General features: G+C 62.7%; 1 protein-coding gene. It reads right to left on the bottom strand.

The window, feature by feature from the left end:
• The coding region (vgrG, locus tag LIY45_RS30600; RefSeq protein WP_226478732.1) for a type VI secretion system tip protein VgrG at positions 1-490 on the bottom strand (490 nt) is incomplete at both ends.

The following is a 490-nucleotide window of genomic DNA, read 5'->3' as shown; positions in this document are numbered from 1 at the left end:
AGGTTTCCTCCTGGCATCCACCAAACCCCTCCCCACGCTTTTTCCTCCTGGCATCCACCAAATGCCCAAGGTTCAGCTGACTTTTCCCACCGTATTCCGTGCTGAGCTTGACGTGCTCCTGCCCCCGCGTGTCGTCCATGCGCAGTTTGTTATTCGCCGGCGTACGCAGCACGTTGCGTTTGTAGTTGCGCAAGGTCACGTGATCTTCGTGCTGGCTGTCGTGCAACGCATGGGCGATGTAGGGTCGGTCCGGGTCGCCTTGCTCAAAGGCGATCGCCACTTCCGTACCCGGGATCAGCGGCAGGTGCAGGCCGTGGGTGTCGCCGGCATACGGGCGGGCCAGGCGCAGCCACACACTTTCTTCGCCGGGTTTCCAGGTGTCGCGGTCGAACAGGAAGTTGACCTTGTAGCGGCCTTCGATGTCGATGTGGCCGTAAGGATCGTGGGCCTGGGGGCTGGTGACGCGGGCCGGGACGGTGCCGGCGATTTG

The sequence above is a fragment of the Pseudomonas sp. MWU16-30323 genome (assembly GCF_020515595.1).
GTDB classification, from domain to species: Bacteria; Pseudomonadota; Gammaproteobacteria; order Pseudomonadales; family Pseudomonadaceae; genus Aquipseudomonas; species Aquipseudomonas yamanorum.
This window is presented reverse-complemented; position numbering and strand designations above follow the sequence as displayed.